Source organism: Ochrobactrum sp. EDr1-4, from assembly GCF_049199085.1.
Classification (GTDB): Bacteria; Pseudomonadota; Alphaproteobacteria; order Rhizobiales; family Rhizobiaceae; genus Brucella.
In genome coordinates, this window is sequence record NZ_JBLZOF010000002.1 from 658307 (window position 1) to 682773 (window position 24467).

A 24467-nucleotide genomic window follows, 5' to 3' on the forward strand; every position below is an offset into this window, starting at 1 on the left:
GCAACTACCAACTCCGACGCAAAGTTGCCGTTACTTCGCGACCAGGATTGTAGAAGTCCGCACCAAATCCACCATACGCAACGTATTTTTTATCGAAAAGATTGCTGACATTAACCTGAAGTGCGGTTTTATCGATAAACTCATATGTGTATGCGAGGTCAAGAACCACGTTATCGCCTGCTCCAAACGTGTTCGCACTGTCAAAATAGTAGGATCCGGTATAGCGCGCACCGAGACCGAAGGTCATATCACCGCGATTACCCCTGCCTTCCCACCGATACTGCCCCCACAGCGAAGCGGTATGTTCCGGAACAAGCGTCAGATGCTTGCCAGCTGTTCCGTTATTGGCATCCTCCAATATCTCATGGTTCATATAGGAATAAGCAGCCGTTACGCTAATATTATCGGTAATTTCGGCCTTGCCCTCCAGATCAAGCCCACGGACGCGTATCTTTCCGATTGCTGACTCTTCTCGCGTGATAGGATCTGTCTTTGTAATATTTGTTTTCTTCAGATCGTATATTGACGCACTGAAAAGCGCTGGAAAGCTATCCGGTCGATATTTCACGCCGATTTCATATTGCTCACCGCGCTCCGGCTCCGCATCGATGGATGCAGGTACGGCTGACTGGGCATAGCTTGTAAAGGCCATGAATTGATCAGTAAATTTATATGCCACACCAACGCGCGTGGTAAATTCACTTAGATTAGCGCTTAGCGACTTGTTGTTCAGCTTATCAAACTGGTCGATGTCCATCCAGTCATTGCGCAAGCCAAGCGTAACGATCAGCTTATTTGCAAATGTGACGTCCTGCTGGGCGTAAAGCGCTTTGGTTTCTTGATTATTGCGTCGATTACTGGTTGTGGGAAGGTTAAGCGGTGGCCCGGAATAAACCGGATTTTCCCAGTCAATGCCAACCCCATTTGCCCATTGGCCAAAACTGCTGCCGCGGTAATTATTATATTCAAATCCTACAAGACTGCGGCTTTCAATGTTGTCAAAGTTCGCTTCATATTGAAGATGGGTATCGACGATGAATTGCTTATTTGAACTGTCGCTCGTCATAAAGCCGCGTTCGGCGTAGGTCGAACCGTCGGTCGGCGTCTTTGAAATATAGGCGTATCCGTAGCTTTTGTCGCCTTTGCTATAGCGCGCATTGGCGTTGAACGTCAGACCATTGCCGAAATCGTGGTCAGCCAATACCGTCAGTGTGTCACGCTTTGTTTTGCCATAATTGAAGTCTGGCTCGCCAAAAAAACGCTTCCGACTAAAATCTATTCCAACAGGATAACCACCACTGTTAGGCGTATCCTTCAGATAAAGGTGATCATAAAGAACTGTTACGCTCGTCACATCAGTTGGACGCCATGTCAGACCTCCGAGAAAGAACTTCTCGTCGTCGCGTGAGTAATCATATTCACGCTCTGCCTTTTTGAGCTTGCCAGTAAGCCGATATGACAATGTGTCGTCTGCGGTAATATTGTCACCGAAATCAAAACCCGTTTCGACGTGATTGTATGATCCACCTGAAAGGTAGGCCTCGCCGAAACGCTCCGATTTCGGCTTTTTGCTTGTGAAATTTACTGAGCCACCAGGATCAGAAACACCAAACACACTGGAACTACCACCTTTGAGAACTTCAACGCGTTCAAATGCAAAAGGCTCTTCACGTATGCCTCCGAATGGCTTTCCAAGCGACAACCCATCGCGATACATATATGCATCGAAGCCACGAATTTTAAAATAATCGAAACGATCATCCGAGCCATAAAAAGTCGTCACAACACCAGCGGTATAGTTAAGAACCTGCTCAACATTGGTTGCGTTGCGCTCTTGAATTTCCTTAGCCGTGATTACGGAAACAGATGCGGGCGTATCCATCACATCAGTTGGGATTTTACCGCCGCTGGTGGTTTGAGTTGCGACAATTGAATTGCGATCGTCATCACCACGGGTCTTGCCGTCAACTGTAATTGTTTCCAGTACAAGCGGAGCCGATGGATTGCTTGATTGCTGGGCATAAGAGACATTTGGTATGAATACTGAGAGCGCAGAACAGCCAAGCAGAAAAACTAAACGCGTGCGCAAGGTGGGCTGACGGTCATTAACAATAGTCATGCTCATATTCATGATAAGGTTCCGCAATCTCTATATACAGTTACAAACGGAAGCATCCGTGGGTACAAAGCAATCGCGGGACGCTACAATCTGCATGCAGTGAACCTGCGATGAGCAACTTACCGTGATTGTTCACAAATGCCACTAACTTGAGATTGTTTATCCAGTATTGTAAAAATCATTTTTATTGTAAAAAGCCACGGTTAATTCATGGCAATTCCAACATGGATCAAGCACTCGCCCTTGACTGCCTCATTTTAACCTGAGACTGAGTGACCAGTTTTAATGTGTGCTCTGGCGGTCGTTTGTTCACCTTTTCAGTGTACCCCGCTCAATGGGAGAGTGTAACCATGCGCCATTTCATCCGCACATTTCTCATCATGATGGCTGTTATCCTGTTGCCAGAAACAGTCCGCGTCTCCCATGCAGAACAAGCATATCCGATTGTTATAAAACATGCTTTTGGAACAACAACGATCAATGAAAAACCAAAACGCATTGCAACGGTTGCATGGGCAAACCATGAAGTACCATTAGCACTTGGCGTTGTCCCTGTCGGAATGGCAGCGGCCAATTTTGGTGATGACGACGGCGACGGCATTCTGCCTTGGGTTTCACAACGTCTTAAGGAGCTCAATGCCGAAGCACCTGTTTTGTTTGATGAAGGTGACGGCATCGACTTTGAAGCCGTAGCAGCGACCAATCCTGATGTTATCTTGGCCTCATATTCAGGTCTTAGCCAGTCTGACTATGATACGTTGAGCCAGATTGCGCCTGTTGTTGCTTATCCTGAAGCCCCATGGTCAACCGATTGGCGTACCATGATCCGCCTTAACAGCCAGGGCATGGGAATGGCCGACGATGGCGACGCACTGATTAACAAAATCGATGCAGAGATTGCCGAAACCGTTCGCGCCCACCCTCACCTGAAAGACAAAACAGCCATGTTTGTCACGCATCTTGATGCCACAAACCTGAGCATGATCAATTTTTATACGACCAACGACACCCGCGTAAAATTCTTTCAGGATTTGGGCTTGGCTTCTCCTAAAAGTGTTGTGCAGGCATCCCAGCCCGGACAGTTTTCCGGCTCAATCAGTGCCGAACGCATCGATTTATTCGATGATGTTGATATCGTTGTCACTTACGGAGGTGAAGAACTTTCAAAGGCAATGCATGCCCATCCATTGCTATCAAAACTACCAGTTGTCACCAATGATGCTGTCGTGATGTTGGGACGCAATCCACTTGGAACGGCTGCAAACCCTACGCCTCTTTCGATCTCTTGGGTTCTCAAAGACTATGTTGCACTGCTTGCCGAAGCAGCGGACAAGAAAAAATGAAGCCGTTGAACATCACACGCGCAACAAAAGGGAGGCAAACAGGCAGGTCCAATACGATACGCCTCAGCTTTCTGTGCCTTGTGATGATCGCGTTGATTGTTCTTTGTTTCATGTCTGTGGCGCTTGGCACCAGAAGTGTAGAATGGGCAGATATTTGGGTTGCACTGAACGGATATAGTGACACAATCAGTCAGGCGGCAGTGACAACGCGTATCCCACGCACGCTTCTTGCCCTTCTGGCTGGTGCAGCTCTGGGACTAGCCGGCGCTGTCATGCAGGGAATAACCCGCAACCCACTTGCAGATCCCGGTATTTTAGGCGTCAATATCGGGGCATCACTGGCGATTGTGATCGCGATTGTCTGGTTCGGAATTGCAACACCAACCGCGTATATTTGGGTCGCCATATTAGGAGCGGGTGCCGCTTCGTTGTTTGTCTACACAATCGGATCGCTTGGGCGCGGCGGAGCAACACCTCTTAAACTGGCGCTTGCAGGAGCGGCAACATCAGTGGCATTTGCATCGCTGACAATTGCCATAGTCTTGCCGCGCGCTGATCTGGCAGGCGGCATTCGTTCGTGGCAGATAGGCGGTGTTGGTGGCGCCACAATGGATCGCATCACCTATGTATTGCCATTTCTGCTTGTCGGCTTTGCGATTAGCCTGCTTTCTGCACGCAAACTGAACTCTTTGGCACTCGGGGACGAGCTTGCCGCCGGTCTGGGAGAAAACGTTGTTGTTGCACGTGCCCTATCTGCGACAGGAGCAATCTTGTTATGCGGCGCGACAACTGCCATATGCGGCCCTATCGGATTTGTCGGGTTGATTGTGCCACATCTCTGCCGCTTACTTGTCGGTGTCGACCACAGGTGGCTGCTACCGCTTTCGGCTTTAACGGGTGCCTGTCTGCTGGTTGGTTCAGATATCGTCGGCCGCCTTATTGCGCGCCCTGCGGAAATCGATGTCGGCATTATCACGGCCTTTGTCGGCGCACCGTTTTTCATCTGGATTGTCAGACGCCAACGGGTGCGAGAGCTGTGACCGATATTTCTCCCATCTATGATCGTTTGCTCGCCACACGCAAGCATCAAACACGCAAGCGCAGATTGCTGATCTGTGTGCTTATGCTCGTTCTCGTCGCCTTCTTTGCCCTCACACTGATGCTGGGACAATCATACACGCCACCACAAGATGTCTTGCGCGTTTTGCTTGGTGAGAATGTAGCGGGTGCAAGTTTTACTGTCGGGCAATTACGTCTTCCCCGTGCGGTACTTTGCATTCTTGCAGGTTTAAGTTTCGGCCTTGGCGGCGTTGCATTCCAGACAATGCTTCGCAACCCGCTTGCCAGTCCCGACATTATCGGCATTAGCTCCGGTGCGAGTGCCGCCGCAGTTTTTGCCATTGTCGTTCTATCGATGAGCGGGCCTGCTGTTTCGATACTGGCAGTCACCAGCGGGCTTGGCGTCGCACTGCTTGTTTATGCGCTTGCTTATAAAAACGGTGTGGCAGGTACGCGCCTTATTCTGGTGGGAATTGGCATGTCCGCCATGCTGGAAAGCTTCATTGCTTATATTCTTTCAAGCGCTCCCGCATGGAACCTTCAGGAAGCTATGCGCTGGCTGACTGGGAGTGTGAATGGTGCACGGCTCGACCAGTTGCTGCCATTATTAATTGCACTGATTGTTTTTGGTGGCTTGTTACTAAGCCGCTCACGCGATCTCGAAACATTGCGCCTTGGTGATGATACCGCAGCAGCTTTGGGCACAAAGGTCGCGCAAACCCGTATTATTATTATTATTGCAGCAGTCGGCATAATCTCTTTTGCAACAGCCATTGCAGGCCCCATCTCTTTCGTGGCTTTCCTGTCAGGCCCCATTGCATCTCGCATTGTAAAAAACAACGGATCACTTCTCCTTCCTGCGGCTTTAATGGGGGCCATACTTGTACTGGTGGGCGATTATGTCGGGCAATTTATGTTACCAGGGCGCTATCCTGTCGGTGTCATCACTGGTGCACTTGGTGCACCCTACCTTATCTATCTCATTATACGGGTTAATCGCAGCGGAGGTTCGCTATGACAAACCACACACTGAAAGTCAGCCAGCTATCTTCGGGTTACGCAGACAAGGTGATCCTTGAAGGGCTGAATATGGATGTTGCGCCCGGCAAAATCACCGTCATTGTCGGTGCCAATGCATGTGGTAAATCAACATTACTGCGCAGCATGTCACGTTTGCTTAAACCAAGCCAAGGCCATGTTTTTCTGGATGGAAAGTCAATCCATAAAATCCCTTCACGTGCCCTTGCCCAGTCTCTTGGGTTGCTGCCGCAATCTCCCATAGCGCCGGACGGCATCACGGTTGCCGATTTGGTAAGCAGGGGACGCCACCCGTATCAGGGCATATTCTCGCGCTGGACAAAACAGGATGATGTAGCGGTTGCTGCCGCTCTTAGTGCCACCAAAACTGACGATCTGACAGATCGTGCGATTGATGAATTGTCCGGTGGTCAAAGACAACGCGTCTGGATTGCCATGGCGCTGGCACAAGAAACGGATATTTTGCTGCTTGATGAGCCAACGACCTTCCTTGATATCAGCCATCAGGTGGAAGTGCTTGATCTCCTGACCGATCTCAATCGGGAACGTGGCACAACAATCGTCATGGTGCTGCACGACATTAATCTGGCTGCGCGTTATGCTGACTTTCTGGTTGCTATGAAGTCCGGTCGTCTCTTTGTTTCAGGCAAACCGGAAGACGTTTTAAACGAAACGAATATGCGTGAAGTTTTCGACATCGCCAGCAGCGTTATAACCGATCCGACGACTGGTCGCCCCATGATGCTGCCGATAGGCCGTCACCATACAGTGTCCAAGCCGGATATATCTAACGCTGGCCCCATCAAATAACTATCGCTTTCACCTCAGAAAATCACGGAAACGGCGAAGCGCAAAGAAAAAGAGAACGCTGCCGATAACGATCATGGCCAGCAATTGCGGCCACACGACACTCAATCCTGCTCCCCGGAACAGCACCGATTGCGCGAGCATCACGAAATGCGTGTTCGGTGCTGCGAGCATAATATTCTGAATAATTTCCGGCATGCTTTCGCGTGGCGTTGTACCGCCTGAGAGAACCTGCAGCGGCAGCAGAACCAGCATCAGCAAAAGCCCGAACTGCGGCATGGAACCGGCAATCGTTGCAAGGAAAATACCAAGGCTTGTGGTTGCAAAGAGCTGCAAAGCAGCGCCCGCTAAAAACAGTGTCAGTGAACCGTTAATCGGCACTGCCAGAATGCCCTGCACAACCACGATCAGCGAGAAAGCAGTTGCCACCAGCACCACCATTCCCATCGACCAAACTTTCGACACCATGATCTCAAGTGGTGTGACGGGCATAACCAGCAGATGTTCTATCGTACCATGCTCACGCTCACGGATGAGAGCTGCACCTGTCAAAATGATAGAAAGCATCGTCACCGATGAGATGACATTTGTGATCGCACCAAACCAGCCTTTGTTTAAATCCTGATTGAACCGCGCGCGTAAGCCCAATCCGACGACCGATTCTGTTTCGCCGCGATAGCGATTAACAAACTCGTTGACTTCGCTCGAAACAATCGACTGCACATAACCGCCGCCCGTAAAGGCTTGGCTCATGCGGGTCGCATCGACATTCAACTGGATCGTTGGCGAACGTCCGGCAAGCAAATCGCGCTGGAAATTTGGCGGAATATTGAGCGCAAATGTATCGAGGCCCGAATCCATGCGCTTATCCATCTCATGAGATGAGATGAGCTTTGGCGGCACAAAATACGGCGGATAAAATGCTGTCGTGATGCGGCCAGAAACCGGCGATTGATCTTCATCGACAATAGCAATGGCCGCATTGTTGAGATTTTCCGGCATTGCCTTCGCAGCCGTGTAAATCGCAAGCGTGAAGGCATAGACGATCAGCAGCAGAAGCATCGGATCACGCGCTAACCCACGCAGTTCCTTCACACCAAGCTGGAATATGTTGGAAATCCGCATCTCAACCCGCCTGCTTCTTGAGAAGAACAATGCCGAGAATAGTCAGAACCGGAATGGCTATCAGCAGCGGTAGAAACGATCCTGCAAGATCGGAAAAATCGAGCGCCTTCGAGAAAGTCCCGCGCGAGATCGTTACGAAATAGGTCGTCGGATAAATCTTGCCGATAAACGCACCCGCCCCCTGCAAAGACGAGACCGGATCGATAATGCCGGAATATTGCACTGCGGGAATGAGTGTCAGCAATGCGGTGCCAAAGATCGCTGCAATCTGGCTGTTGATGAAAGTCGAAATCACCAAGCCCATACCGGTTGTGATGATCACATAGAGCAGCGCTGCCGTGGCATAAGTCAGGAAACTGCCCGTGAATGGCACACGGAAAATGAAAACTGCAAAGGCCGTTAGCATCAGGAAGTTGAGGAAGGCGAGCGCGATGTAAGGCAGCTGTTTACCCAGCAAAAACTCGAACTTAGTCACCGGCGTCACATAGAAATTAATGATCGAGCCAAGTTCTTTTTCGCGCACCACGCTCAGAACCGCCAGCATCGCCGGGATCATCAGCAAAAGTAGCGGAATGACTGCCGGCACCATCGCTACAAGGCTCTGGACGTCCGGATTATAGCGATAACGAATTTCGAGATTGAAATTCCCGACCGTGGCAGCGCTTCCGTAAAGCTCTCGCGCTTTTTGTGTCAGCCAATTGGCGTGCATGCCCTGCACATAGCCACGAACAGTTTCGGCACGTGTGGGCATTGAACCATCAATCCAGGCACCAATTTCAACAGGACGGCCACGCGCGACATTGCTGCCGAAGTTTGGCGGGATTTCAATCGCCAAACTAATTTCGCCCTCGCGCATACGTCGATCAAGATCGTTATAGTCGGCAATGGGCGCTTTTTGGGTGAAATAACGCGAACCAGCAAGTTGCTGCGTATAGTCCCGGCTGATCGTTGTGTCGTCGCGATCAATGACCGCAAATGTGAGATCTTCAACGTCCAGATTGATACCGTAACCAATCACGAACATCAGAATTACAGTGCCTAAAATGGCCAATGTTGCGCGGATCGGATCGCGCTTGAGTTCTAATGCTTCGCGGCGCGAGAAAGCCAGCACCCGCCGGGGATTTGGTAACCAACTGGAAGAAGGCTTTTTGCTCTTCGCAACCTTTTCAGGCTGAACCTCAACCACCTCCTGAACGTCTTTCTGAGGCTGAGTTTCGCCAATTGCTTCTTCGAGATATGCAATGAAAGCATCTTCAAGGGTTGCCGCATTGCGGCTTGCGGTAATGGCTTTGGGCGTGTCGCTGATCAGCACCTTCCCAGCATGCATCAAAGAAATACGGTCACACAGTTCCGCTTCATTCATGAAATGGGTTGAGACGAAAATCGTGACATTGTCATTGCGCGAAAGATCGGCCAAAATTTGCCAAAAGGCATCACGCGCCACCGGATCAACGCCCGAGGTTGGCTCATCAAGAATAAGAATATCCGGCGAATGGATCAGCGCTACTGCCAGCGACAAACGCTGACGAATGCCGAGCGGCATTGAGTCTGGCAAATCATCCATCACGCCAGCCAGATCAAACCTTTCGGCCAGTTCCTTGATTCTGCGTTTGGTGTCGTCTTCCGCCATGCCAAACAGTTTGGCGTGAAGCTCCAGATTTTGTTGAACGGTAAGCTCTGAATAGAGTGAGAATGCCTGCGACATGTAGCCAACATGACGGCGGATATCGATATCCTTTGTATCGACTTCGCGTCCAAACAGCCGAGCCGTGCCTTCACTTGCTGGCAATAAGCCGGTCAAGACCTTCATCGTCGTAGATTTGCCGCAGCCGTTAGAGCCAAGAAATCCGAAAATCTCGCCGCGTGGAATACGAAAACTTACATTGTCGACAGCGGTGAAATTGCCAAAGCGCACGGTGACATGCTCGGCTTCAATAGCGATGCCGGTATCTGCCTGCGTATCACGCGGTGGCATAACCACTTTGCGATGCCCTTTTGTGAGTTCTGCCGGCAGAAGCGCAATGAAGGCCGCATCAAGGTTGGGCGTCTTCGTCTTCTCAAGCAGCTCCTGCGGCGTACCCGTCGCCAAAATCTGGCCGTCATTCATCGCCACCAGCCAGTCGAAGCGCTCCGCTTCTTCCATATAGGCGGTGGCCACAATAACGCTCATGCCGGGGCGATCTTTACGGATATCGTCAATCAATTCCCAGAACTGACGACGGGATAGCGGATCGACGCCCGTTGTCGGCTCATCAAGGATCAGTAAATCGGGATCATGGATCAGCGAGCAACAAAGGCTGGTCTTTTGCTTCATGCCACCGGAAAGCTTGCCGGCAGGACGATCCGCAAAGGAAGACATGCCGGTTCGTGCCAGAAGGTCAGCGATACGGCGTTCCCGCTCCTGTTTGTCATGGCCAAATAGTCGTCCGAAAAATTCGATATTCTCGAAAACGGAGAGCGTCGGATACAAGTTCTTGCCCAAACCCTGAGGCATATAGGCAATGCGCGGAAAGGCAGACTGTCGATGGCGCTTATTGGCAATATCGCCGCCCAGAACGTCGATCTTACCTTTTTGCATGACGCGGGCACCCGCAATCAAAGACAGAAGGCTCGATTTACCAACGCCATCAGGGCCAATCAAGCCAACCATGCAACCGGCAGGAACATTGAGCGAAATATCGCGCAGCGCTTGGGTTGATCCATAAGACAGCTCCACGCTGTCCGCACGAACGACAAAGCTGCCGTCGCCCAGACCAGCTTTTATCGAAGCCTCACTCATTTTACGGTTTCCGCAAGGTTCTTCGGCCATTCAGCATTTGGATCTAGCTTCACATAAGCCATGCCCGGAAGACCCGTCTTGACCTGCTGAATATATTTCTGAAGCAAATCCTGCGGAATTTTTGCCTTCACACGGAACATGAGCTTCTGACGCTCTTCTTCCGTCTCAACCGATTTTGGCGTGAACTGCGCAACATCGGCCACGAAACTAATTTTGGCGGGGATCACATATTGCGGCGCTGCATCAAGCACGATACGAGCATCAGCACCAATCGCCACGCGTCCAGCCTGAGATGTTGGCAGGAAGAATGTCATATAGACATCGCTGACATCAACGAGATTAAGCACACGTCCACCAGCAGACAGCACTTCGCCGGGTTGCGCAACGCGGTATTGCACCCGGCCCGGCTTTGGCGAACGCAAGGTGGCATCGTTGATATCCGTATCGATTGTCGCAATCGCAGCCTTTGCAGCTTCCACTGATGCTTCGGCATCGACCACTTGCGCCTTCGCTGCACTGATCGCAGCCGCCGTGGCCGCCAATTGAGCTGTGGCGGCACCAACGGCTGCCTCAGCACCCTGCGCAGTTGCACGATCATCATCAAGAACCTGCTGAGAAACCGTGCGTGATTCAGAAAGTTGCTGCGAGCGAGCCAGACGGCGTTTTGCAGCATCGAGCTGTGCTTCGCGCTGCGCAACGGTTGCCTGTGCAGCTATTTGCTCGGCCTCGCGCTGAGCAACCAGACTTTTGGCTGTGTCTATGCTGATTTCAGCGCGGCGCAACTGCGCTTCCGCCTGTTTGCGCTGACTTTCAAGCTGAGCCGTATCCATCCGTGCCAGAACAGCATCTGCTTCAACAAACTGCCCTTCATCGGCAAGAATTTCGCGAATACGTCCGGGGCTTTTGGTTGAGACATCAATCTCGACAGCTTCGATGCGGCCATTACCACCTGCAATGCCTTCCGGCAATCCGGGGGCGCTGAGCGTTTTCCAAGCATAGTAGCCTCCGGCTGCCAAAGCCACGACTACACCCGTTACGATCCACTGCTTGCGATTAAAACCCATGCCGCCACAACCTCCGCATCAATCTCTTACCGAGTCGACAATCAATCTATGTCATCGTGAGAATATTAGTAATTCTACAGAAGCTGTATTTCAATTAAGATTGTATGCCTTGATCGAAATCAAATAATAGCAATCTGATCGGAGTTTAAAATCTAGATTTTTATTCAGTTGCGAGAACGTAAAATGATTTGAGATGCCTTTGATCAGCTTTCCAATATCCGCGTGTCGCAGCATTAGACACAATCTTGAAAATATAAAAATTGAATACGAACCAATTGATGCCGAAAACAATTCGGCATCAATAAATACGCAATCTATATTTTTATGAGTAAAACTCTGGCGCCTTTTTGAAACCTGCCCAAGCATCAGGATCATGACCAGTTACCACAATAGCACCAGTTTTCTCGGCAACTGTATGCATTTTTTGAACGGAGCGAACCGTATCAACAGTCGATGCCAAGAAGCCTGGAAGTGCTTTTTCTTCCCAATGATCAACCGTATATGCCGCATCAATTGTCAAAAGTAGGGGCTTACTATTTGGCAATCGAATGAGGAATGACTGATGTCCGGGTGCATGACCTGGAGTGAAAATAGTCGTTATTGTTCCATCACCGTAGATGTCATAAAAATCATCTTGTGTACCATTGAGGAACTGCCATTTAAGGCCCGGCTTATCAAAGTCTTTTCGGATGTACCCACCGCCTGCAAACCAGTCTGGCGTAAAGGCATATTCATATTCCGAACGCTGAACAATATGGGTCGCATTCGGGAAGCGGCCAATAGCACCTGTATGATCCAGATGAAGATGCGACTGCAATACATACTTTACATCGGCAGGATCGATACCCAGAGCCTTTACCTGATCAACACAGCCCTTATCTTTGTCTAAAACTGGCCAGTAAACGTCACAGATTCCACCCCAATAACCTCGTGGATCTGTCGCAACCTCAATGGCATTGCCACCATCAATAATAGTATGACCATCAGGGTGTGTGATCAAAAAGAATGGAACAGGAATTTCATAATCTGCACCATTCCCCTGGTTCATTTTGATATTATGTACTTTGCATTTCAAGGTGCCTGATTGGAGCATATAAAGCCGAATATCTGTCATGAATGTCCTCCTCATGATAACAATTTATATATTCTGGTGATCAAAATGCTTCGCGATAAAGCGCGAGTGCATCCTCTTCTTTAACTTCAATGGGATTGTTTACTAGCAGGCGACTTTGCTTCATCGCATCAGAAGCAAGCATCGCAAGGCTATTATCAGTAACCCCTACATCTCGGAGACGCCGTGGTGCACCACTTTCGTCCATAAGCCTTTGCATATGGGCCACAAATGCTTCCGATCGCGCATTCGTATCTCCTGCCCCACGAACGCCCATGACATCAGCAAGCTCTTCATAAAGAGGTGCCGCAGCAGTCGCATTAAATCGCAACACTGGCCCAAGCATGAGCGCATTCGAGAGACCATGCGGAATATGATAGTGCCCACCAAGAGGGTAAGCGAGAGCATGGACAGCGGCTACAGGCGAATTTGAGAAAGACTGCCCTGCCAGCGTTGCTCCCAATAACATTCCCTCTCTTGCACCCCTATCAGAGCCATCTTTACACGCCGTAATCAGATTAGCTCCGAGCAACCGCAGTGCTTCACGGGCAAGCGCATCAGATAATGGATTTTTCTTATGCTTGCTTGTGTAGGCTTCAATGGCATGTACCATCGCATCGATGCCAGTGGCAGCAGTATGCATCTGTGGCAGGCCGATAGTCAGCTCAGCATCCAGCAATACAAAATCCGCATAAAGCTGAGGTGAAACAACCCCCATCTTGGTAGTTTCACCAGTGGTTATGATTGAAATATTGGTGACTTCGGATCCTGTACCAGCCGTCGTCGGAATCAGCAGAAGCGGCACTCGCGCGTCTTGTACTTTTCCAATTCCATACATTTCAGAAAGAGGCTGATCAGATTTCACCAATACCGCGACGAGCTTAGCAATATCTAACGACGAGCCTCCACCAAGTCCTATCACAATATCAACTTGCGCTGTTCTTGCCTCATCAACACAATGATTAAGGACAGCCTCCGGCGGATCTGCAACGACCTTATCAAAAATCGTGATCTTGAAACCAACCTGGCGCAGATTTTCTGCAATAGGCCCAATAAGGCCGCTTTTGATTAGGCCTTCGTCGGTAACAAGCAACGCATTGCGCTGAGAAAAGCGTGCAGCAGCTATTTCACCCAAACGCTGCGCACCTCCCCATGCCATCTCAATTGATGGAACGGTCCGGAATTCAAACGGATTGATCGTCAAAGTTTCTCCTCCAAATAATTACGAGCGCTTTAAGAAAAACAGCAGTATGATCTAGTATGACACACAGTCCGTTCAATTAGTTGAACGCAATGCACTATATTGAACAATGAAACAGATTCCCGATTGCTGTCAAGCGGAATAGATTTGCTCACATCAAAATATCGCTTCAATCAGAATGGGATGATTCATCGGTTTGGGGTCCCAAAAGGGGAACCTCCGATAGACACAATGGTCAACAGTCAAACACTCGTCGCAAACGACCCGGGATTAGTTCCGCTCGCGCAAATAGAGGTAAAGCGGCAAAGCCAATGAGAGACCAACAAGGAAACTAGCTGGAAGAACGAGCCACCAGCGCCCAACTTGTTGTTTAGACGCATCGCGCCAAGACCAAATCAAGAATACAAAGATAGAAATAAAGACATCCACGGAGAAACCACCTGCTGCTCCGTTGATAAATAACGATCGCATAAATAAAGGAATATCAGGCCCATTCGTTAAGAAAAAAGACCCAAACATCAACCAAGGTAAAATCGTTCCCACCACAGCCATGACGAGATAGAAATTCTTAATTTTCATTTTTCCCTCAGCTCCGAAATTTCAGTATTCAATGCATTTTAAGTAGCCGATTATGGCGGCACTTATTATCTCTTTCGGATCGCAATTTGACTACCGTTAAACGTAAAGACGCGGAAAAACCCTCCGCAACATTTAATAACCCACCGAAACAAAAAACTTTAAATTGCGAAAGAGAATGAAATGTATTTTTAAAAATCTCATAACACAATTTAATTATTACGCACGGAACTGTTTCCCGTAAGATAGCACATCTGTAATAAGTGCCTCTATTGTATTTCGCAGGGTTAAATATATGCGTCTTCAGTCACCATGGTCACCCCGCCTATCAGAAAATGGTAACAGCCCTGCAAATCGCCTTGTAGAGGCCCTTTCAGAAGACATTCTATCAGGGAGACTACTCGGTGGCGACAGATTACCCGCACACCGCGATCTCGCTTGGAAGCTAAACCTCGGGGTTGGAACAGTCACAAAAGCCTATGCAATGCTGGAACGGCGCGGACTGGCAAAAAGCGTAAAAGGCAGCGGTACATTTGTTGCAGTATTTGAATCATGGAAGGGCCCAGCAATTGATTTCTCTGTAAACCGCTTGCCTGTTATGCTCAGTGATCGACTATTGGCTGGCACGCTGTCTACAATTTCCAGAAAAATAAATTCCGCGCATGTTAACCTCTACCCGCCACCTGCTGGCCACAATGAACATAGGCGTTTATTGGCACGTTGGCTTGAAACACTGGGCATCAAAGCGGAAGCAAAACGGATCATACTGGCCGGAAGCGGTCAACAGGCACTTTGGCTTGCTTTTGATATTCTGTGCGGTGGCAACGGACTGATTATCACAGAACGTCTTAGCTATTCGGGAGCTATCGCACTCGCGCGCTATCGCGGCCACCCTATGCGAAGCGTAAATATCGACGCAGAAGGTATGATGCCGGATGATCTTGATCGAGTTCTCGCTGAAGCAGAGAACAGTGGTCGTCGTCGGCTCGTTTATCTTACACCCATGCTGCACAACCCCACCACAATTTCTATGGGGGTTACCCGCAGAAAGCAAATCGTTGATATCTGCAAAAAGAGAAACGTTCCGATTGTTGAAGATGGTGTCTATACATTGGGCGCCAACCCGGACAATCCTCCGCTCGTCGCTCTGTCACCGGATCGCGTGTTTCATGTTACCAGTTTATCTAAGTCGATAAGTCCAGGGCTCCGCTTAGGCGTTTTGGTTTTACCATCAAGCTGGAAGGAACATGCGGAAGAAGCTTTACGAGCTCTGCCATTATCTTCTTCTCCAGTTGATTATGCCCTTCTCGAAGAGTGGTTCACCAGTGGTGTGATGGAAACAGTACGCGACACTTTGCGGGCCGAGGCTTTAAAAAGGGTCAAAATTGCCCGATCCTTTTTTGACGATAGAGTTATCATGACCAATGAAAACGCCTTTCATGCCTGGTTACCCATGTCCCATAAGGATGCAGAAGCATTCGAGACAGCTGCCACGGCACTCGGTGTTGTTGTTACCCAGCCAGACGCAATACGTGCTGATCGTAATGACGAGGAAACTGGGATCCGACTGTGTTTGGGCGGGCTCGGAATGGAAGACCTCACCGCAGGACTCACTTTGCTTTCACGGCTGAAAATTGGTGACAGTTCTTAGGCTGCATGTCTTTAATAGACTAGGCCCGATCACAGCGCTATCGATCAAACGGCGCGGCAAGGCTTTTATAGCCGGTTGCCGCGCCGATGTCCGATGATAGCTTTCACACCTGCCTTGGTGGCCATTCGTTGCAATCCTGACCTAACGCAAATGCGATCTGGTCAAAGCATATTGAAGGCCAACCAATGCCGTTTTAATAACCCTTATGCTAAAAACAATCAGAATTTAGCATTGAAAATGACTTCATCGAGACGGATATGCCAAACTACTAAGCAGCTTCTTTGGCCGACAATGTCTTCCACATAACACCGCCGAATACACCTCCAACAAGCGGAGCTACCCAGAACAGCCAAAGCTGATTAAGAGCAGCAACGGTTGCGAAGAGTGCAACGCCTGTTGAGCGCGCTGGATTGACAGATGTGTTAGCCACTGGTCCTGACATTAATATGATAGCCGTTAAACAAAGACCAATTGCAATAGGGGCGAAACCAGCAAGTGCCTCACTTGAGGTAACACTCAAAATCACAAAGATGAACCCTGCAGTCAAGACAGCTTCACTGATTAAAGCGGCAGCCATACTATAACCACCTGGCGATAAGTAACCGTAGCCATTACTGGCAAATCCACCTGCGACGAAGTCTGCTCTGCCTGATGCAATAAGATAAAGAACAAACGCAGCGACTATTGAGCCTGCTACCTGTGCTATCCAGTAACCTATTAGAATTTTAGGAGAGCACCGACCGGAAACAACAAAACCCAGTGTTACAGCGGGATTAAAATGTCCGCCAGAAACCCCACCAAGTGTATATGCCATTGACATTAAGGCTAAACCAAATGCCAGCGCAATGCCGATTATACCGATACCAAGTCCCGGGAACGCAGCGGAAATGACTGCAGCTCCACATCCAATAAATACTAACCAGAAAGTACCGATAAACTCGGCAGTTAATTTCTTAAACATTTTTTTCTCATAATAATAAAGTTGTAGTAATTGCACTGCCAACTATAATAGCAATGCAACTTTTTCTTCAGGGGTTAAGCCTGATATCCATGGGCGTTATGCAATGCCTTGCGAACACCGGCTTCATAGTCTGGATGAACCAGCTTGAAATGCGCCAACTGACGTTCAACGATAAAGCCAGGAACACCACCCATCGCTGCTGCAATGTTTGAGAACAGGCGCGCTTTCTGGCCGTCATCAAACAGATTGAACAAGGCACGCGGCTGCGAATAGTCGTCATTACCAATGCGATGATTGTAACGATCTGCATCACCGCCCAAACGCAGCGGCGGTTCTTTGGCAGAAGGCTGCTCAACCGGGCCGTTGAACGAATTTGGCTCGTAATAAGCATCCGGGTTGCCCGTTGCGATGCCGCCATAGGTGTTCATCTGACCATCACGGTGATAGTGATGCACAGGGCACTTTGGCTGATTGACCGGCAGGTTCTCATAATGTGTGCCAAGGCGATGACGGTGAGCGTCTGCATAGGAGAACAAGCGTCCCTGCAACATCTTGTCTGGCGAATAGCTGATACCCGGCACAATATTGGACGGTGAGAAAGCCGCATTTTCGATCTCAGTGAAATAGTTTTCCGCATTGCGGTTCAATTCCATCACGCCAATATCGATCGGCGGATAGTCCGCATGCGGCCAGACCTTGGTGAGATCAAACGGATTGTAGGGCGTCTTGTCCGCATCGAGTTCCGGCATGATCTGCACCTGAACTTTCCACTTTGGGAACTCACCCTTATCGATAGAGGTGAACAGGTCTTCCTGCGTGGATTCACGCGTACGACCAATCACACGTTCAGCCTCTTCATTGGTCCAATGCTTGTGGCCTTGCAGGGTCTTGAAGTGGAACTTCACCCAATAACGCTCGCCAGCATCATTCCAGAACGAATAGGTATGCGAACCATATCCATTGATGTGGCGAACATCTGTTGGAAGGCCGCGATCCGACATCAGGATCGTCACCTGATGCAAGCTTTCTGGCGAAAGCGACCAGAAATCCCACATGGCAGTTGCCGAACGCAGGTTTGTCTTAGGATGACGCTTCTGGGTATGGATGAAATCAGGGAACTTCACTGGATCACGCACAAAGAACACAGGCGTGTTGTTGCCAACAAGATCCCAGTTACCTTCTTCGGTGTAGAACTTCAGCGCAAAACCGCGAACATCGCGCTCGGCATCTGCGGCACCCTGCTCACCGGCAACGGTCGAAAAACGCGCCAGCATCGGTGTCTTTGCACCCGGCTGCAATGCTTTGGCTTTGGTATATTTCGAAATATCGCCAGTAATGGTGAGTGTGCCAAATGCACCCCAACCCTTGGCATGCACAACACGCTCAGGAATGCGTTCGCGGTTCTGATGCGTCAGCTTTTCGATCAGCTGGTAATCCTGCATTAAAACAGGACCGCGCTCACCAGCGGTAAGGGAATTCTGGTTATCCGGAATAGGCGCACCAGCGCTCGTAGTCATAATCGGACGGTCTGCCATGGGAAATATTATCCTATATATTAAATTAATTAAAATTAAATATTAGTATCAACTTACAAAATATTAGAATAATTATAATATGTTTGTTTTAAGGCGCCAACGTTTCTATACATTAAATTACTATTTTTTTAATTATTAATTTAAAAATAAAATATATTTAAATAACATTAAAACTCAGTTATACTTACAAAGATTAATTGTAGATATTTTATAAATGTATATTGGTTTATATTATCAATATTTATCAGCATTTTACATTGCACAACAGGCGCATTTTTCATGACTCACGCTTGAAAGACAAATTGTTTCACCGTCTTTGATCTTAATCAAACTCAGGCCGCACTGAATCGCATAATTCTTTTTTATGTTAAACAGGAGCTGAGTAATGATGAAGATTCCACCAGCTGTGGCTGCTCCTGCACGGCTTGTACCGCCTTTTCTCCTTACTCCGCTTATTTCGCGCGTGTTTCTACAAGTTATCCGCGCACATCCAGGCTTGTTCGAGCGCCTTGGCGACTATGTCGATAAACGATTTGGTTTCAGCCCATCCGATCTACCATTCATGTTTGTGGTCGAGCCTGCGCGGCCTACGATCACGGTTATGCGCAAAGATACGGCTGTCGAAACAGATGCGGCGATTGATGGTCCACTCGTCATGCTGCTGGCATTGCTTGAGGGAAAACTCGATGGCGATGCGCTATTTTTCTCGCGTGACATCACAGTGACTGGCGACATGGAAGCTATGCTTGCGCTGCGCAATGCGCTGGACGATTGCAATGTCGATCTTCCCGCCGATCTCGGTAAAGCTGCAGGCCCATTTGCGCCGCTTGTTCAGAATATTGCAGGCTACCTTCGCGATAAAGCATTGAATATCAAAAAGGCGGATCAGGGAGAACGCGCATGGAACTGATCTGCCCGGCAGGTACACCGGCCGCATTGCGAGAGGCCGTTCAGGCGGGAGCTGATGCTGTCTATTGCGGGTTTCGCGATGAAACCAATGCTCGCAATTTTCCGGGGCTTAACTTCAGCCGCGCAGAACTGAAAGATGCGATCAGTTTCGCGCATTCCCGTCGCACGCAGGTCTTTGTCGCTATAAATACCTTCATGCGCGCGGGCGACGAGCATATCTGGTATTCGGCTGTGGATGACGCAGCCAGCCTTGGTGCCGATGCTGTTATTTTGGCTGACTTCGGCCTGATGGCTTACACCGCAGAGAAGCATCCAGAGCAGCGGCTGCATGTTTCGGTTCAGGCTTCTGCATCCAATGCCGACGCTGTGCGTTTTCTGATTGATGCATTTAAAGCAAAACGCGTGGTTCTGCCACGTGTTCTGACCATCCCGGACATTGCAAAACTTGGCAAAAAAATTGCCTGTGAGATGGAAGTCTTCGTCTTCGGTGGTCTCTGCGTGATGGCAGAGGGGCGCTGCTCTCTGTCCTCATATGCAACCGGAAAATCACCCAATATGAATGGTGTCTGCTCCCCGGCAAGCCATGTTCGTTATCGCAATGATGGCTCCGAACTGGTATCGGAATTGGGTGATTATACCATCAACCGGTTTCCAGCAGGAGAAGCCGCGGGCTATCCGACACTTTGCAAAGGCCGTTTCAATATTGGCGATGAAGAAGGCTATGCCTTTGAAGACCCTGTTTCGCTCGATGTGATGAATCATATTGATGAGCTACGCGCTGCAGGGGTGTCGGCGCTGAAAATAGAAGGGCGTCAGCGCGGCAAAGCCTATGTTGCGGAAGTTGTTTCGACCTTGCGTCAAACACTTTCAGCGGGACCCGAACGACGCGCCGCCCTTTTGTCGCGATTGCGTACATTGAGTGAAGGTCAGCAGACCACCTCAGGCGCGTATGAAAAACGCTGGAGATAATCATGTCTGACAAACGCTCCACCCCCAGCCTCAGTCCCAATCTTAGCCTAGGACCTGTTCTATTTTTGTGGGACGGGCCCAAATGGCGGGATTTCTATTTTCGCATTGCAGATGAATCCCCGATTGAGCATGTGACGGTTGGCGAAATCGTCTGTTCCAAGCGTTTTCATTTCATTGATCCCTTCATGGAAGAAGTAATTGAGCGGCTGCAAAATGCGGGCAAAAGTGTAAGCCTTGGTTCGCTCGCACTGGTCATGTTGGAACGAGAAGCAAAGCATGTACGCCAGACGGCAGAGGACTCTCCTTTTCCGGTAGAGGCCAATGATCTCTCGGCATTAGGGCTACTGGCAGGCAAGCCGCATATCGTCGGCCCATTGGTGAATGTCTATAATGCTGCAACCGCGAAAGTACTTGCAGCGCGTGGTGCAACGTCTATTTGCCTTCCGCCCGAATTACCATTGAATTCAATTCGTGAAATTATCAAAGGTGCTCCGGAAATAGCCTTTGAGGTGTTCGCGTTTGGACGCATTCCGCTGGCAATCTCAGCACGCTGTGCTCACGCTCGCTCCAAAGGCCATATCAAAGATAACTGCCAGTTTGTCTGCGGCGAGGAACCTGACGGATTGCCTGTGAAAACCCTCGACAGCCAGCCGTTTCTGGCACTGAACGGTGTGCAGACATTGTCTCACACCTGCCAGTCACTGATTGAGGATATGCCGGAGCTGGTGCAAGCAGGCGTTCGGCGTTTTAGGCTATCGCCACAGGATTGCGACATGGTTGCTGTCGTGCGCATCCATGAAGATGTTTTACATGGACGCATTGATCCTGCGGAAGCGCGACACAGGTTGCAGCAGACTTATCCGGCTGCACCGCTCTCCAACGGTTTTTTGTATGGTGGCATCGGTGCTGCTTATGTCAGTCGTCAGAAGACTGCTTCAGTTATGCACGGCTAGTATTCAAAAGCCGGAAAGGCCATGCTTTCATACCAAAGCACGGCCTTTTATCACCTAAAAGTGTATTACGTTCGGAGCTTTAAACTTCGCCTTCCGCAAGCCGCCGGATACCCGACGTATCAATTACAGTCAGCTTCTGACGCCCGCCAGAGACAAAACCCTTCGTTTCCCATGCACTCAAAATCCGCGATACGGTATGCAATGTCGTGCCAGTCATTTCGGCAATATCCTGTCGCGTAATCGGGAAGTCGATACGAATACCGCCCTCTTCTTTCTTGCCAGCCTTCTGCGCCAGACGCAGTACAACGTGAGCGACTCGACGCTCAACTTCTTCCGTCGACATTTCGCGAATACGCGTATGCGCTTCTTCAAGGCGCTTGCCGATCGTCTGGATAGCATTCATTGCCAAGCCGGGATTTTGCTCAACAAAATAGTCCCACAATTCCGTGGGCCAGCCGAGTATAATACTTTCCGTCACTGCCACTGCTGTCCCGGGATAATCATTGCGCTGCAAAGCTTTGGCAAAACCAAAAAGATCTCCCGGATGCACCATCCGGACAATGATCTGCTGCCCGTCGGCAGTTACCTGATTGACCTTCAAGCGACCATGAAGCAGCAGATAAAATGTAGCTGCTTCATCGCCCTGCTCGAAAATAGATTCGCCCTGCGCAATACGTCGGGACGTTGCGTAAGAGACCAGCTTATCAAGCTCATTGTCCCCCATTTTGGCGAATAATGATAATTTCCTGACAAGACCGCGATCAATCGTGGCCATTCTAATACCCCTACTCTGAATCCCTATTCCTGCTTAGCATAATTAAGCAGGAATAGCATGTATTTAGGGGCATAATCTTGTGGTGCTTCATCAATTAACGTTACACCGAAAGGCCTTTAAACCGCTTGAGCACAGGGGCATACCAGCGCCCGTCGCGGACAAGGCGAAATCCAAGGTTATCGGGCGGCAAACCAACACTGCATCCCCCGGATTTTGGGTTACGGATAAATGAACTCATCGCTGCGCGATGCTTACCATTCACCACATAGACGCCGCAAACTACGTTTTCGCTTGCCACCTTGCCATAGGCATCGAGATTGACACGACGATGACAGGTCGTGGTCCACTCCCACACATTGCCGCCAATATCGGCAATGCCAAGTTCGTTTTCGCCAAAGCTGCCTACTGGCAGAACAGCCGGGTCACGATCCTGTTTGCGTGCGCTTTGTTTTTCATAATCGCGCAGCCAGCGCAGCGCTGGATTAACACTACCATCGTCATCACCGCCTAGCGCATCATCGGCAAAGCGCGAACCCGCGGCGAAAGCCCATTGCTCGTCGGTCGGCAAATGCCAGACTTCGCCTGTTTTGTCCGAAAACCATTGCGCATAAGCCTCTGCATCGTCATAGCTGATGCCAACAATCGGATGGGTCGATTGCGCAGCGTTTGCGGCTTTAGACTGGGTATCGGCTGCAACACATGCGCCATCGCTTACACAGTTTGCATAGTCCGCAACGGTAACCTGATATTTCATAATCTCGAACGACCGGCCAAGCCTGCGTGTCGTCAGCGGTGCATCGGTTGGATAATTATTCTTTTGAAAATCGCCGTCCGCACGATAGGTCATGTTTCGCTGCGTAACAGTAACGGTTTGTGGGCGACTGACCTCAAACGCCCCGTCTTTTACGCTGATCTGGCCCACGGCATCGACAACGAATAGTGCGCTAACAACAGCGAGAAGGACAGCCGGAACAGCAACGCCGAGATCGCGCAGCTTTTTCTTTGCACTCTGTTTCATGATGTTCACAAGATGAGTTAAAGGATCAGTCGTCCGGGAGACGAGCCTCCAGTGCTCTCATGTCCCCCGAACCGTTGGCTGTCATGTCGGACTTACATGCCCGATGGTGCCAGTATCGACGTCATCAGATCGTCGTTCCATTCGCCCGTTACCTTGAAGTGAGCAGCAGCGCCCAGTTCAAAAGCTTCGATCAGGTTATGGTTCACATAGGCATAGATGCCCGGTTGCTGGAAGGTGTAGAAGGCTGCTGCCGCTGCACCACCCGGAATAAACCATGTTTCCTGATCAACATCCGGCGGCGTATTGAACTTGCCGGTTGCCCAGACATAATCGCCATGTCCACCGATGAGATGCGGACGCGTATCGCGGTTAGCCTGCGAATGAACGATCAGTACCTTTTCGCCTACCTTGGCTGTCATGGCTTTGTCGCCGGTTAGCGCACCTACACCGCCATTAAAGACGACATGGGTTGGAATGAGTGTGCGCATGACTTTGACAACATCTTCATAAGAGTCGCCGGGAGCGTCATACTTCTTGTAATTACCCTCTTCGTCACGCGGTACATAGAAGTCCTGTTCGCCAACATAGTAGACTTTGTCATAGGTCAGCGCCTTGCCCTTGCCATCATGCAGGCCATCGCGCGGAAGCACCATGATTGCACCATTCATGCCCGATGTAACGTGCCATGGCACCATTCCGGGAGGTGCGCAGTGGTAAACAAACACACCAGGCTTTGTTGCCTTAAAGCGCAGGATGGTCTTTTCACCGGGATTGATTTCGGTCAGTCCACCGCCGCCCAATGCACCCGTTGCCGCATGGAAATCGATGTTGTGCATGAGTGTGTTGGTTTCAGGATTGATGAGCGTCAGTTCAACATAGTCGTCCTGATGCACAACCATCAGTGGTCCCGGCACAGTGCCATTGAAGGTCATCGCATGAACTTCTGTTCCAGCGTCATCGAGGATCATCTTCTTTTCCTCGATCACCATGGTGAACTCAACCACCTTCGGACCGCCGTTTGCAACCTGACTATGCGCATGCACGAAAGGAGGCTTAACCAGCTCAACCTTTTCGCGCGGCAGCGCTGCTATTTCCGCAGCACTTGCCTTTTTCAAGGTTCCTGCGGCCCAGGCTGAGCTTGTCGCCAAAACTGGTGCCAGTGCGCCTGCAAGGGCTGCTCCTGCCAAAATTGTGCGACGATTAATATTGATATGGTCACCCATCGATTCTCTCCTTCCGATAGGACCGAGCGTTCTTCCGCTCTGTCACTCTATGTATAGGAGGCATCCGATCCCTATTCATTGCTTACAATCAATTCTGAACGAATTTACTGATAATAATTATCATTAAAAATCAGATGCTTAAATTAATAGCTTCACACTTTAACTTCGTCATTTGCGCTGGAACAAGTAAGGCCACTCAAAACGAAATCTCTGCCTACTCTTAACGCTCATATGCGCCTATTAGTAGATTT

At 49.7% G+C, this 24467-nt stretch carries 20 protein-coding genes; 8 read left to right on the forward strand and 12 right to left on the reverse strand.

From position 1 onward, the window contains the following. Positions 1–4: 4 nt before the first annotated feature. Positions 5–2119: a TonB-dependent siderophore receptor gene (locus tag ACOZHT_RS09470; protein WP_421565646.1), complete on the reverse strand. Its 2115-nt coding sequence runs from the start codon at positions 2117–2119 to the stop codon at positions 5–7. Between the two features lie 380 nt (positions 2120–2499). On the opposite strand from ACOZHT_RS09470, the gene ACOZHT_RS09475 reads away from it, so the two are divergent. Genes ACOZHT_RS09475 through ACOZHT_RS09490 form a run of 4 tightly spaced genes read left to right on the forward strand, consistent with a single transcriptional unit; the run spans position 2500 to position 6369 of the window. Continuing rightward, a complete protein-coding gene (locus tag ACOZHT_RS09475) occupies positions 2500–3462 on the forward strand; it encodes an iron-siderophore ABC transporter substrate-binding protein (RefSeq protein WP_339512351.1) in 963 nt (320 codons plus the stop codon). Continuing rightward, a complete protein-coding gene (locus tag ACOZHT_RS09480; protein WP_339512295.1) occupies positions 3459–4502 on the forward strand; it encodes an iron ABC transporter permease in 1044 nt (347 codons plus the stop codon). The genes ACOZHT_RS09475 and ACOZHT_RS09480 overlap by 4 nt, the downstream gene beginning before the upstream one ends. A gap of 5 nt (positions 4503–4507) precedes the next feature. Continuing rightward, positions 4508–5539 carry a FecCD family ABC transporter permease gene (locus ACOZHT_RS09485; protein ID WP_421565696.1) on the forward strand — a complete coding sequence of 344 codons (1032 nt, stop codon included), beginning with the start codon at positions 4508–4510 and terminating at the stop codon, positions 5537–5539. Then, positions 5536–6369, forward strand: a complete 834-nt coding sequence (locus ACOZHT_RS09490) for an ABC transporter ATP-binding protein (RefSeq protein ID WP_339512291.1) — start codon at positions 5536–5538, stop codon at positions 6367–6369. Before ACOZHT_RS09485 ends, ACOZHT_RS09490 begins: the two co-directional genes overlap by 4 nt. Positions 6370–6378: 9 nt before the next feature. Here ACOZHT_RS09490 and ACOZHT_RS09495 read toward each other — a convergent pair whose 3' ends face one another. From ACOZHT_RS09495 to ACOZHT_RS09520, 6 genes are all read right to left on the reverse strand, one after another. Further along, complete coding sequence (locus ACOZHT_RS09495; RefSeq protein WP_339512289.1) at positions 6379–7491, reverse strand: ABC transporter permease; 1113 nt, start codon at positions 7489–7491, stop codon at positions 6379–6381. Between the two features lies 1 nt (position 7492). Beyond that, complete coding sequence (gene rbbA, locus ACOZHT_RS09500) at positions 7493–10300, reverse strand: ribosome-associated ATPase/putative transporter RbbA (protein WP_421565647.1); 2808 nt, start codon at positions 10298–10300, stop codon at positions 7493–7495. Next, positions 10267–11334: an HlyD family secretion protein gene (locus ACOZHT_RS09505; RefSeq protein WP_339512286.1), complete on the reverse strand. Its 1068-nt coding sequence runs from the start codon at positions 11332–11334 to the stop codon at positions 10267–10269. Before ACOZHT_RS09505 ends, rbbA begins: the two co-directional genes overlap by 34 nt. 322 nt (positions 11335–11656) lie before the next feature. Further along, positions 11657–12448 carry an AttM family quorum-quenching N-acyl homoserine lactonase gene (gene attM, locus ACOZHT_RS09510; RefSeq protein WP_339512284.1) on the reverse strand — a complete coding sequence of 264 codons (792 nt, stop codon included), beginning with the start codon at positions 12446–12448 and terminating at the stop codon, positions 11657–11659. Positions 12449–12488: 40 nt separating this feature from the next. Then, positions 12489–13649, reverse strand: coding sequence for an iron-containing alcohol dehydrogenase (locus ACOZHT_RS09515; RefSeq protein WP_339512282.1), 1161 nt, complete (start codon positions 13647–13649; stop codon positions 12489–12491). A gap of 267 nt (positions 13650–13916) precedes the next feature. Further along, complete coding sequence (locus ACOZHT_RS09520) at positions 13917–14225, reverse strand: DUF2834 domain-containing protein (protein WP_339512280.1); 309 nt, start codon at positions 14223–14225, stop codon at positions 13917–13919. Positions 14226–14517: 292 nt separating this feature from the next. Between ACOZHT_RS09520 and ACOZHT_RS09525 the strand changes: the two genes are divergently transcribed. After that, positions 14518–15873 (forward strand): PLP-dependent aminotransferase family protein, encoded by a 1356-nt coding sequence (locus ACOZHT_RS09525; RefSeq protein WP_339512278.1) that lies wholly within the window; start codon positions 14518–14520, stop codon positions 15871–15873. 268 nt (positions 15874–16141) lie between these two features. Here ACOZHT_RS09525 and aqpZ read toward each other — a convergent pair whose 3' ends face one another. Beyond that, positions 16142–16834 (reverse strand): aquaporin Z, encoded by a 693-nt coding sequence (gene aqpZ / locus ACOZHT_RS09530; RefSeq protein WP_421565648.1) that lies wholly within the window; start codon positions 16832–16834, stop codon positions 16142–16144. Between the two features lie 74 nt (positions 16835–16908). After that, positions 16909–18369 (reverse strand): catalase KatA, encoded by a 1461-nt coding sequence (gene katA / locus ACOZHT_RS09535; RefSeq protein WP_421565649.1) that lies wholly within the window; start codon positions 18367–18369, stop codon positions 16909–16911. A 385-nt stretch (positions 18370–18754) separates the two neighbouring features. Between katA and ubiT the strand changes: the two genes are divergently transcribed. From ubiT to ubiV, 3 genes are read left to right on the forward strand one after another with little or no spacing between them, the layout of a single operon-like run. After that, positions 18755–19279 carry a ubiquinone anaerobic biosynthesis accessory factor UbiT gene (gene ubiT, locus ACOZHT_RS09540; protein WP_339515268.1) on the forward strand — a complete coding sequence of 175 codons (525 nt, stop codon included), beginning with the start codon at positions 18755–18757 and terminating at the stop codon, positions 19277–19279. Next, positions 19270–20247, forward strand: a complete 978-nt coding sequence (gene ubiU, locus ACOZHT_RS09545; RefSeq protein WP_339515266.1) for a ubiquinone anaerobic biosynthesis protein UbiU — start codon at positions 19270–19272, stop codon at positions 20245–20247. The genes ubiT and ubiU overlap by 10 nt, the downstream gene beginning before the upstream one ends. Positions 20248–20249: 2 nt before the next feature. Continuing rightward, the gene (gene ubiV / locus ACOZHT_RS09550) at positions 20250–21200 is read left to right on the forward strand and encodes a ubiquinone anaerobic biosynthesis protein UbiV (RefSeq protein WP_339515264.1); all 951 of its coding nucleotides are present in this window, start codon (positions 20250–20252) and stop codon (positions 21198–21200) included. Positions 21201–21279: 79 nt separating this feature from the next. Here ubiV and ACOZHT_RS09555 read toward each other — a convergent pair whose 3' ends face one another. The 3 genes from ACOZHT_RS09555 to nirK all read right to left on the reverse strand — a co-directional run bounded on the left by ACOZHT_RS09555 (position 21280) and on the right by nirK (position 24216). Beyond that, entirely contained in the window at positions 21280–21975 is a 696-nt protein-coding gene (locus ACOZHT_RS09555) for a Crp/Fnr family transcriptional regulator (RefSeq protein WP_339515262.1), read from the reverse strand. Positions 21976–22075: 100 nt separating this feature from the next. Continuing rightward, positions 22076–22996, reverse strand: coding sequence for a formylglycine-generating enzyme family protein (locus ACOZHT_RS09560; protein ID WP_339515274.1), 921 nt, complete (start codon positions 22994–22996; stop codon positions 22076–22078). Between the two features lie 89 nt (positions 22997–23085). Beyond that, a complete protein-coding gene (gene nirK, locus ACOZHT_RS09565; protein ID WP_339515260.1) occupies positions 23086–24216 on the reverse strand; it encodes a copper-containing nitrite reductase in 1131 nt (376 codons plus the stop codon). Positions 24217–24467: the final 251 nt, after the last annotated feature.